This is a genomic window from Algibacter sp. R77976, from assembly GCF_044594645.1.
GTDB lineage: Bacteria > Bacteroidota > Bacteroidia > Flavobacteriales > Flavobacteriaceae > Algibacter_B.
In genome coordinates, this window is sequence record NZ_CP138989.1 from 2508289 (window position 1) to 2519454 (window position 11166).

Here is an 11166-nt window from a genome sequence, read left to right on the forward strand (position 1 = left end):
TCTTATTATAAAAATCATAATTTTAATATTATATTTGCTCACTATTATATTACGAGCTATAATTAAATAACATATCAACATACAAACCAATACATATGTATAACTTATTAAAAGGAAAAAAGGGAATCATTTTTGGAGCATTAGATGAAAATTCAATTGCTTGGAAAACAGCAGAACGTGTTCATGCAGAAGGCGGTACATTTGTTTTAACAAACGCTCCCGTTGCCATGAGAATGGGACAAATTAATGAGTTAGCCGAAAAAACAGGTTCGCAAATTATTCCTGCAGATGCTACTTCAGAAGAAGATTTAAAAAACCTTGTAGAGCAATCTATGGAAATTCTTGGAGGTAAAATCGATTTCGTTTTACATTCAATTGGTATGTCAATAAACGTACGTAAAGGAAAACATTATACAGATCAAAACTATGCATGGACGCAAAAGGGAACAGATGTTTCTGCAATGTCTTTTCATAAAGTAATGCAAACACTTTACAAAGCAGATGCTATGAACGAGTGGGGAAGTATCGTAGCTTTAACATACATGGCTGCACAACGTGTTTTTCCAGATTATAACGATATGGCAGATAACAAAGCCTATTTAGAAAGCGTAGCACGTAGTTTCGGGTATTTCTTTGGTAGAGATAAAAAAGTGCGTGTAAACACCATTTCTCAATCGCCAACACCAACAACTGCTGGTAGTGGTGTAAAAGGGTTCGATGGCTTTATTGCTTATGCCGATAAAATGTCGCCACTTGGTAATGCAACCGCACAAGACTGTGCAGACTATACGGTATCTATGTTTAGCGATTTAACTAAGCGCGTAACGTTACAAAACTTATTCCACGATGGCGGATTTAGTAACATGGGCGTTAGTACAGCCGTTATGGAAACTTTCATGAAAGAAGAAGAATAAAATACAAATTCATATAGTAAAAAGCCACCTCATGTTAGGTGGCTTTTTTATGTTTTAGAATTAAATAATTATGGCGGGTTTTTATAGAAAAAATAAAAACTACGCTATCCGTTACTAGTTTAGGCTCGATGCGCGCCTCGCCAAAAGCTAACCACTACTATCGCTCCCGCACCTATCCGCTAGCTTAGTAATTAATCAAAAGGACATGGTTTATTCTTTTACGTTAATTATTTATCTGATATTTTTTGTATTTATTTATCAACCTTTTTGCACCTTTTAACATTGTAGTGTGTGCACTTGTTGAAAGAATAGGGAAGTCATTACTGCTATTAAATTCGGAACCTTGATCTACAACTTTCCCGTTTACTTGTGAAGACGATATAATCTCTCCATTTTTTAAATCATATATTTTAATAGAAACGGATGCTTCATTAGTAGCATAATAATCTGAATTATTTGATGGAAATGAAAGACTCCCGGCATTTTCAGATATCACATTTCCTTTTATGTTAATAAGAAAGTCACAACCTGAATCTTTATGGAGCTTGATAAGCTCCTCTTTATTTAAATCAAATGAAATTTCTGGTGCTATTATATTAGTAAGTCTAACATCAACTATTTCTAACAAAGATGAGCCAAGAATCTCTTTAAATTGTTCTTCTGAATTATTATAAAGTTCCGTATCAAAAACCCTGGAGTTAGATTTAGATCTATTTAATAACCATTTGCCTTCTGAAAAGTCTAAATGTTTACCTTCTTTAAACATGTAGGTATACTTTGGAGTGTTGCAAGATGTAAATCCAAAAAATAATATCATAATTAAGAATGATAGACATTTTGCGTAATTTTTTTTTGGAGCTTTAAGTTTCATATTAAAAGTTTTATTAGTCAAATAATCATCTTCAAAATAATGCTTAAAAGTTTTATTTAGCATGGAGTTAACCACTTAAAGGTTTTAGTACTCGCTTGGCTAGTACTCGTTTGAAAACGAGTTCCGGTAAACAAACTTAAACATACACTTATTAGTTTGTGCCTAATAAATCAAATCTATTCATTTTTGGGGTAACAACCAATAAAAACAAGATTTCAAAACACAAACCAATTATAATTTACCCCAAAAATTAAACACAGGTATAAAGAGTATTAATTACATTTGTAATATGCAATTACAGTATTCATTTATAATCCCGGTCTATAATCGTCCAGACGAAATTCAAGAACTTTTAGAGAGTTTTGAAGCGTTACATGGCGATATTCCTTTTGAGATTGTAATTGTAGAAGACGGTTTAACTAAAACCTCAAAAACTGTAGTCGACGCGTTTAATAACAAGCTGAATATTTCCTATTTCTTTAAAGAAAATTCAGGACCAGGAGATTCAAGAAACTTCGGGATGCAACACGCCAAAGGCAACTATTTTATCATTTTAGATTCCGATTGTATTTTGCCCGAAAACTATTTACTAGAAGCCAATAAGAGTTTACAAGCAAATTATGTAGATTGCTTTGGTGGTCCAGATGCAGCACACGATTCGTTTTCAAATCTGCAAAAAGCCATTAATTTTTCAATGACGTCCTTTATTACAACGGGCGGCATCAGAGGAAATAAAAAAAGTGTCGACACCTTTCAACCCAGAAGTTTCAACATGGGGCTTTCAAAAAAGGCATTTCAAGACTCTAAAGGTTTTGGTAGAATTCACCCAGGAGAAGACCCAGACTTGTCAATCAGGTTATGGAATTTAGGTTATAAAACCAAGTTAATTCCAGAAGCCTTTGTGTATCATAAACGCCGTATTTCTTGGAGTAATTTTTATAAGCAAGTCAATAAATTTGGCATGGTGCGTCCTATTTTAAATAAGTGGCATCCATCAACCAAAAAACTAACATATTGGTTTCCAACCGTATTTAGTTTAGGTTTAGTATGTGCTGTTTTATTCTTTGTGTTAGGTTTTAAATGGCTATTACTAGGTTATGGGTTGTATTTTGTAATTGCATTTGTGTTGGCTTTATTTAGTACTAAAAGCATTGTGGTTTCGGTATTGGCTATTCCTGCAATCTTAATTCAGTATTTTGGTTATGGTTACGGGTTTTTAAAATCAACTTTAGCCGTTTCAGTATTAAAAAAAACACCAGAAACGCATTTTCCTAAATTATTTTTTAAATTAAAATAATGAAGAAACTAAAAGCAGATATTATCAAATCATTTAAAAATAAAAGAATCAATGTATTCATTTTATTTCTGTTTCTTGCTTTTGTTATTCTCATGTTTACTAAGCTTTCAAAAGAATACACGAATACAATTGCCTTTGATGTTGAAAAGCTAAATGTGCCTCAAGAAAACATTATTCTTAACGATTCTTCAGAAATAAACATCACCTTAAAAACACATGGTTTTAAATGGTTAAACTATTATTTTTCTAAACCAAAAATAAAAATTGACTTTAGTAAAGACGTTAATAAGAAAGATAACATCTTTGTTTGGAACAAATCAAAAGCCTATCTAAATAACACGCAATTCGATAAACAAGTAGAGATTCTCAATATAGAACCAGATCCAATAACGTTTAGGTATGGTGTGAATATGGTAAAAAAAGTGCCTGTTTTATATGATGCAGATGTAAGTTTTAGTCCTGGTTTTAATATGACGGGTGCCGTAAGCATAGAGCCAGATTCTGTAACCATTGTAGGCCCAAATATATTAGTTTCAGAAATACATGATTTAGAATTAGAGGCTGTTGTTTTTAAAGATGTAAAAGCAGATTTACTTGAAACCGTAAACATTAAGTTACCAGAAAACGTATCCGATTTAAAATTTTCAACAAAGCAAGTGTTATTAAAGGCTCAAGTAGAAAAATTCACAGAAGGCACATTAAAAATTCCTATTTCGGTAATTAATGCGCCTAAAAATGCTAAAATAAAATACTTTCCTAAAGTAGTTAGCGTTTCATATTATGTGAGTTTAAGTAACTTTAAATCCATTACAGCTAAAGATTTTAAGGCCGTTTGCGATTTTAATAAAACAACAAGTGAAAGCCAGTCTTTTTTAGTTCCAGAACTGGTTAAAACACCAGATTTAGTGCAGCATGCAAAAATTAGTCAACAACGTATAGAATTTATAATTACAAAATGATAATTGTAGGACTCACAGGCGGTATAGGTAGTGGTAAGACAACGGTTGCAAAGCAGTTTTCTAAATTAGGTATTCCTGTTTATATTGCAGATGATGAAGCTAAAAGCTTAATGAAAAGGTCGAAAATAATCAAAAGAAAACTTATTAAATTATTTGGAGACCAAGCTTATGTAGATGGGGAATTAAACAGACCATATTTGGCAAATATTATTTTTAACGATAAAACATATCTTCAAAAAATGAATGCTATTGTGCATCCAAAAGTGGCAAGGCATTTCGAGAAATGGGCATTAAAACAAGATGCGCCTTATGTGATTAAAGAAGTGGCCATTCTGTTTGAAAACGGTGGTGATAAAGCATGCGATTTTGTAATTACGGTTACTGCTCCAATAGAAACTAGAATAAAGCGTTTGCTAAAACGAGACGATACTTCAGAAGAGAAAATTGAAGCGATCATGAAAAATCAATGGACAGATGAAGAGAAGCTAAAACACTCTCATTTTGTAATTGAAAATACGGTACTTGAAAACACAATAGATCAAGTTGTTAAAACTCATAAAAAACTTCTAGAAAAAGTTGAGTCGAAAAAGAACGCCTCCCGTTCTACGTAGAGGTTTCTGTTTAAATTGTAATTCCCTAGAAAATGGGAATCTAAATAAAAGTATATTTATTTATGTTAAATTTTAACATTTTTGTTAATGTAAGGTTAAAACATAAGATTTCTAAATGTTAAAATGTTAATTTTGATTGATGGGCAAAAAGTTATTCATCTTGCTAATAATACTTATGAGTTTGTCTCTAGTTGGTATTATTGCTATTCAAGCATATTATATTAACGATTCGGTTGAAAACGAAAAGGAGCGCTTTAAATTTAATGTGGTTAAAGCATTAAATTATGTTTCTAACACCATTGAAGAAAACGAATCGGAAAAATATTTTTCTAAGTTTTTTAACTTAGATAGCGAGAAAAAAGCAGATAAAGACGCCGTTTCGCAGTTGTTAATTTATCAAAAAAATAACAGCACAAAAGAAACACTTGTCTATAGAAGTAATGTTTTAGAAGAAAACTATAAACTATCTTCTTCGCTCTTTGACATTGGTTTAGATAGTCTTGATATTACAAACATCATAGGAAAATCTACTACCGAAATTTATAGCAATTCAACTATCGATAATAAAGATATTGACAGTCCTATTTCTAAAATTATTAGAAGTGGAACTATTGATGAAGCCCAACGTTTAAGTTTTGAAAAAAACTTTAAAGAGCTTTCTAAAAGAACACCAATACATAAACGAGTTTCAGAAAAAGAAATAAAATCGTTATTATCAGAAAAGCTTAAGAAAGACGGTATAGATATAGATTTTGAATTTGCAATTTACGGCAACGATTTAGCAACAAAAGTGCAAAGTGATAATTTTGATTACCAAGAAAAGTCAACCTTTAAAGTGCCTATCTTTTATGATGAAAACAATCAGACACCGTATAGGTTATTAGTAAACTTTCCAGACGATAGGAAGTTTATTTTATCGGGTATTATTGGTATGATTTTGTTGTCGGTAATTTTTACATCAATTATTATATTAGCGTATTCAAGTGCTTTATTTCAATTGGTGAAACAACGTAAAATTTCAGAAATTAAAACAGATTTCATTAATAACATGACGCATGAGTTTAAAACGCCTATAGCGACAATAAACTTGGCAATAGATTCTATTAAGAATCCTAAAATTATTGACGATAAAGAAAAAGTTCTGAGGTATCTTGGAATGATCAAGGATGAAAACAAACGTATGCACGCACAAGTAGAAAATGTGCTGCGTATATCTAAACTAGAAAAAAACGAGCTAAACATTAGTAAGGATAGGGTAGAGATGCACGACTTAATTGAAGATGCATTAACACACGTAGAGCTTATAGTCGAAGATAGACAAGGCTATATAAAAACATTTCTTAATGCCGAACAAGATTCGGTATTAGCAAACGAAACACACTTTACCAATGTATTAGTAAACATACTGGATAATGCCATAAAGTATTCTCCAGAAGCTCCCGAAATTGAAGTGTATACAGAAAATGTTGGGACCAATATTATAGTAAAAATAAAAGATCATGGTAGTGGCATGAGTAAAGCAGCTGCCAAGCGTGTGTTCGAAAAATTTTATAGAGAACACACCGGAAATATTCATAACGTAAAAGGTCACGGATTAGGTTTGGCGTACGTTAAAAGAATTGTAGAAGACCATCAAGGTCATGTATCAGTAGAATCAGAAAAAGACAAAGGAAGCACATTTATAATTAAGCTTCCACTAATATCATAACTATGGAAGAGTTTAAAAAAAGAATATTATTAGTTGAAGACGATCCAAATTTTGGAACCGTGCTTAAAGATTATTTAATGATGAATGATTACGAAGTCACACATGCCAAAAACGGTATGGAAGGCTTCGAGAAATTCAAAAAAGACGATTTCGATTTGTGCATTCTAGATGTTATGATGCCTTATAAAGATGGGTTTACTTTAGCTAAAGAAATAAGAGAGAAAAACACCGATGTGCCTATTATATTCCTAACCGCTAAAACGATGAAAGAAGACGTTTTAAAAGGGTATAAAGTAGGAGCAGACGATTATTTAAATAAACCGTTTGATAGCGAAGTGCTTTTAATGAAAATTAAAGCCATCATCCAACGTAAAGCCACCGAAACGATTTCAGATAGTAAACAATTTGAGTTTAAAATTGGGCGTTTCGATTTAAATTCAAAACTACGTTTCTTGAAGTTCGATGGGAAAGACCCCGTAAAACTATCACCAAAAGAAAACGAATTATTACGTTTACTCGCATTGCATGAAAACGATTTAATGCCTCGAGAATTAGCATTAACAAAAATATGGCGCGACGATAATTATTTCACATCACGTAGTATGGATGTTTACATAGCCAAACTACGTAAGTACATGAAACTAGACGATAAAGTAGAAATACTTAACATACACGGCGAAGGTTTCAGATTGGTAGTAAATAGTTAGAACGCACTAATTTTATGATATTAAAAAATCCAGCATTTTGCTGGATTTTTTTTGTTTGTTGTATTGTCACTTCGAGTGTCCCGAAATTAATTCGGGATATATCGAGAAGTTGGGCGTTACCACAAGGGTCGGGCTTTACGTTACAAGTCCTCGCTCCCAAAAGGTCGCTGCGGGCTTTTATTCATGCGTTTATATTTTAAAATAATGAATTCATGAACATAAATGTTTCTCTGCAATCCATGCCTGCCGGCAGGCAGGCCTAACGCGGGTTAGTTTGTTATAGTTAGTTTTCAACACAGAGTCATTTTTTATCTAAAAAAAATGCTTTTTGTTATTGTTACTAGAGAAAGAAATTACTAAGGTTTCATTTGTTTTTTACCACAGTACTTTGTTGTAGTACGTTTTATTTTTCCTCTTTTTTCAAAGGTGAATGATGCTCGTGAACCAATTTCCAACCATTCTCTGTTTTTACAAATAGTAGAGTAATTTGGTCATTAACTACCACAAGGTCTTCCCCGAATTTAAAATGAAAATCAGAATGAAAAGTTACATTAGCAACATCTCCATAAACTGCAATCTTAAAATCGTTTGAATCGAATTTTACCACTTCGGTCACAGAGCTAAAAATATTTCGTTCGTATGTTTCATTTGCTTCTCCACCATTGCGTAGTTCTCCATTTTTGAATTCTGTAAACTTTGGACTGTAGGCGTGTAAAGAAATAAGCCTTTCAATATCTCCTTCTTTAATACTTTGAACAATTGCGTCATAGGTTTGCATTACTTCCTTTTTTGCTTCAGGAAATTCATCATTGATTAAATCAATTTTCACTTCTAAAACTTCAACTTTTTCTTCTTTTTGTTTGCATCCTGTAATTACAATTCCGAAAATCATAATCAATACAAATGTCATTTTTGTTTTCATTATTTTATATATAATTGGTTAATAGCTGTTTACAAGTTACAAATAATATTATGAAGACTGATTTCCGCAATGTGCCACAACGTTTATATGTAAGAATAGCGCGGTTTTTTTGAGAGTATTTTCCGAATGAAAATCAGAAGCTAGCAAACGAGCAACTAATATTGGTTTAGCTAAAACTAGCAATTTTTTTATACGGTGTTGGCATTAGATTTTTGAAATCAAAGTACTTATATCAAATAATAAATTCAAATAAAATCCATAATTTTTAGCCGTATTGTTTTCACTATCCAAAGTATTAGTTAAATTTCGATCTGCTAAAATTTCAACACTTAGTGTTTTAGAAAAATTAACTCCGAATCCGAGTAGAACACCCACATTTGATTTTTTAAAAAAGCCTTCAAGAAGTTCTTGGTCTTTAGAAGCGTTTTTATCTAAAATCGAATTCAGTCTAAATCCTCCTGTTAAATAAAATCCTTTGTTATATTCTTTATTTACATCAAATTTTGTCAATAAATGTGCTTGTAATGTTTTTAATCTTACTTTGTCAAAAACTCGTCCAGCATTAGGTATGTCATAACTACTAGCTTCGTTTGTAGAGTTGTATATACCGTATAGTTTTAAACCGAAGTTTTCGTTCATAATATATTCTCCAAATAATCCTAAATTAATATCACTATTTGCAGTTCCTCCACTTATTGGACCATCAATTTCTATATCATAAACATTTCCGCCAATTAACAATCCATAATTAAAGTCTTGAGAAAATCCTTTAAGACTTAAAACCAAAATAACGCATATAAAGAAATGTTTCATTTTCAAAAATATTTAAAATTATTATTTTTTTTACTAGAGTTTAAATTAATGCCAACGGTCTCGGCTATGAGTAGTTGCGTGGTTTAGCACTTAACTTTGCAAGTATACACAAAGCTGAAAATCCGCTAGGATTTTCAGAAGTAGGCCAGAACAAGCAATTACTTATAGCCATTGTTAGCTGCTGGTTTTATTTAACAATTTTTTTAATGTCAAAGTTATTCGCTTCATTATCACTCATAACTATAAACTTGTATATATTCCGATTGAATTTAGCTGAATAATCATTTACAGCTGATAAAAATCGATTTATTTCATCTCTTTCTGCAATGTCTTGTTTATAGACAACGATTAAGTATGTATTTATTTTTTTTCTTGTCTTACTTAAATTAGAATATGCTTTTGTAAGATTTCTAAAAGCGTCTTGGACAATTGAAAATTTTAGTTTGTTTTGAATATACTTTACTTCTATTAGAATGTCAGGATATTTGGCTATATCCAATGACTTAAGCATAATATCAATTTCAAACTGATTATCAATTTTAATGTTTGATTTTGGTTCGTAAACGAATGAATTAAAGTCAACTATTTTCTTAAAAAATAGATTCTCCATATCTATTAGATTCGATTTTAATTCTTCAATATCAATTGTTGGTTTTTCTTCAATTTCAGTCTGTTCATTTTCTTTATCTGAATTAGTAGAAGTCATTGATATCTCTTTTTTAACTTCTTCTTCTGCTTTTTGCTCTATTTCAGTTGAGTCAAGCTCGTTAATTTTAGCTTTTAATTCTGTTAGTTTTAACTGGTCAGTTTCGTCAACAGTATCCTGTTTCCTTTTCCATTTTTTGATACCAATAGTGCTAATTATTATTCCGAGTGCAAATAAGATTCCCGAAATGTAAGGAATGGCTTTTGTTATAAATAAGCCAAGTTTGATTCTATTATCAGTCAATTTTTTTGAACTTTTAACGAGTTCGTTATATTCAGTTTCAGAAATAAGAAGTCCGATTTCTTGTTTCATAAACAACCAAGGAATTAAAAATGCAGATGCAATTATAATTAACCCAACAGAGGTTAGAAATTTATATAAATCCGAGAATTCAACTTTGTTCAGCATAATTTTTGTTCAACTTGCAGCTAACACATATATATGTGCAGTTAATGCTAATATATAAAAATAGATTGAATTGTAGTACTTTTTCTATATACTTGATGTGATTAGACTTAAGGTGTTGTGTATTTTGTATATTAGAATTGTAAGAATTTGAATTTTGATATATAAAATACGTAATCAATGAAAAAGTCAAAATTCTAGTTTAATATTGTAATTAACTTTGTAAAGAGGATTGTTTTTTCGCTAAGAAATTTTAAATACGTTTCATCAACCATTCCTTAAACTCATAAAAATTTTGGGGTGCCACACCATGTCCAACAGGAAATTCTGAGTACTGGTGTTTAATATTTAAACCTTCTAAAAAAGCAGGGGTTTGTCTGGCCCAATCTACAGGGATAACTTGGTCTACGCTTCCGTGAGAGCAATAAAAGTCTAGGTTAGAGTAATCTCTAGTTTCAAAACCTTCAGGGTAAATATCTTTATTAATATAACCACTAAGCGCAACAATGTTTTTTACTTTTTCTGGATAGGTAAGTGCCACGGCATAACTTAAAATAGATCCTTGACTAAAACCTAAAAGCGATACATTGTTTTTGTTAACAGGGTAGGCGGCAACGGCTTCGTCAATAAATTTAGCGATTAAATCTCTAGATTCTATAGCTTGTTCATTATCACTCCATTTGCCTTTTACAGCATCAAAATTAATGGCATACCAAGCATTTCCATAAGGTTGCATAGGGTATGGTGCTTTTACAGAAATGATAAAAAGTTCTTCGGGTAACTCGGTAGCAAACGAAAACAAATCGTTTTCGTCACTTCCATAACCATGCATCAAAATAAGTAATGGTGCATTTTCGGTTAAACTAGATTCGCGAATTATATGGTGTAAAGAGAGTGTGTTATTTAACATTTAAGATCCTAAATTAGAGAATATACGTTGATAAAGGTTTCCAACAAGTGGTACAGGTTGTGTTTTTCTGCCCATAGCGTTTGTAAAACCATAGATAAAAAGTACAGCAAAAAACAAGTAAAATGATGATGTAATTAGCCAGCTATTAAAGCTGCCAATAATATAACCAAGAGCAAAAAATGTTAGCCATAAGCCTAACGATTGCCTAATGTGAAAACTAGCGAAAGGGCTTTTTTTATCATCTTCATTATTTAGGTAATACGCTATAATTACTCCAAATATGGTGATGTAACTTATTATGGCGTTTTGGCGTCCTTTATCTATATCTTGTTCTGTCATGTTG

Annotated in this window: 12 protein-coding genes; 6 read left to right on the forward strand and 6 right to left on the reverse strand. The window is 31.4% G+C overall.

Annotated elements, in window-relative coordinates; translation table 11 throughout:
* Positions 1–95 precede the first annotated feature (95 nt).
* Positions 96–914: an enoyl-ACP reductase gene (locus SJY43_RS10750; protein WP_396600740.1), complete on the forward strand. Its 819-nt coding sequence runs from the start codon at positions 96–98 to the stop codon at positions 912–914.
* Between the two features lie 223 nt (positions 915–1137).
* Here the strand turns inward: SJY43_RS10750 and SJY43_RS10755 are convergent, their stop codons facing one another.
* Positions 1138–1785, reverse strand: coding sequence for a hypothetical protein (locus tag SJY43_RS10755; protein WP_396600741.1), 648 nt, complete (start codon positions 1783–1785; stop codon positions 1138–1140).
* A 289-nt stretch (positions 1786–2074) separates the two neighbouring features.
* On the opposite strand from SJY43_RS10755, the gene SJY43_RS10760 reads away from it, so the two are divergent.
* The 5 genes from SJY43_RS10760 (at position 2075) to SJY43_RS10780 (ending at position 7067) form a co-directional block, all read left to right on the forward strand.
* Positions 2075–3082 (forward strand): glycosyltransferase, encoded by a 1008-nt coding sequence (locus tag SJY43_RS10760; protein WP_396600742.1) that lies wholly within the window; start codon positions 2075–2077, stop codon positions 3080–3082.
* Positions 3082–4041 (forward strand): YbbR-like domain-containing protein, encoded by a 960-nt coding sequence (locus SJY43_RS10765; RefSeq protein ID WP_396600743.1) that lies wholly within the window; start codon positions 3082–3084, stop codon positions 4039–4041. The genes SJY43_RS10760 and SJY43_RS10765 overlap by 1 nt, the downstream gene beginning before the upstream one ends.
* Positions 4038–4652, forward strand: coding sequence for a dephospho-CoA kinase (gene coaE / locus SJY43_RS10770; RefSeq protein ID WP_396600744.1), 615 nt, complete (start codon positions 4038–4040; stop codon positions 4650–4652). Before SJY43_RS10765 ends, coaE begins: the two co-directional genes overlap by 4 nt.
* Positions 4653–4827: 175 nt before the next feature.
* Positions 4828–6360 (forward strand): sensor histidine kinase, encoded by a 1533-nt coding sequence (locus SJY43_RS10775; protein ID WP_396600745.1) that lies wholly within the window; start codon positions 4828–4830, stop codon positions 6358–6360.
* A 2-nt stretch (positions 6361–6362) separates the two neighbouring features.
* Positions 6363–7067, forward strand: coding sequence for a response regulator transcription factor (locus tag SJY43_RS10780; RefSeq protein WP_396600746.1), 705 nt, complete (start codon positions 6363–6365; stop codon positions 7065–7067).
* A gap of 403 nt (positions 7068–7470) precedes the next feature.
* Here the strand turns inward: SJY43_RS10780 and SJY43_RS10785 are convergent, their stop codons facing one another.
* The 5 genes from SJY43_RS10785 to SJY43_RS10805 form a co-directional block, all read right to left on the reverse strand.
* A complete protein-coding gene (locus SJY43_RS10785) occupies positions 7471–7989 on the reverse strand; it encodes a YybH family protein (RefSeq protein WP_396600747.1) in 519 nt (172 codons plus the stop codon).
* Between the two features lie 204 nt (positions 7990–8193).
* The gene (locus tag SJY43_RS10790) at positions 8194–8802 is read right to left on the reverse strand and encodes an outer membrane beta-barrel protein (RefSeq protein ID WP_396600748.1); all 609 of its coding nucleotides are present in this window, start codon (positions 8800–8802) and stop codon (positions 8194–8196) included.
* A 187-nt stretch (positions 8803–8989) separates the two neighbouring features.
* Positions 8990–9916, reverse strand: coding sequence for a hypothetical protein (locus tag SJY43_RS10795; protein WP_396600749.1), 927 nt, complete (start codon positions 9914–9916; stop codon positions 8990–8992).
* Positions 9917–10166: 250 nt separating this feature from the next.
* A complete protein-coding gene (locus SJY43_RS10800; protein WP_396600750.1) occupies positions 10167–10823 on the reverse strand; it encodes an alpha/beta hydrolase in 657 nt (218 codons plus the stop codon).
* Positions 10824–11162 carry a hypothetical protein gene (locus SJY43_RS10805; RefSeq protein ID WP_396600751.1) on the reverse strand — a complete coding sequence of 113 codons (339 nt, stop codon included), beginning with the start codon at positions 11160–11162 and terminating at the stop codon, positions 10824–10826. It lies immediately after the preceding gene.
* Positions 11163–11166: the final 4 nt, after the last annotated feature.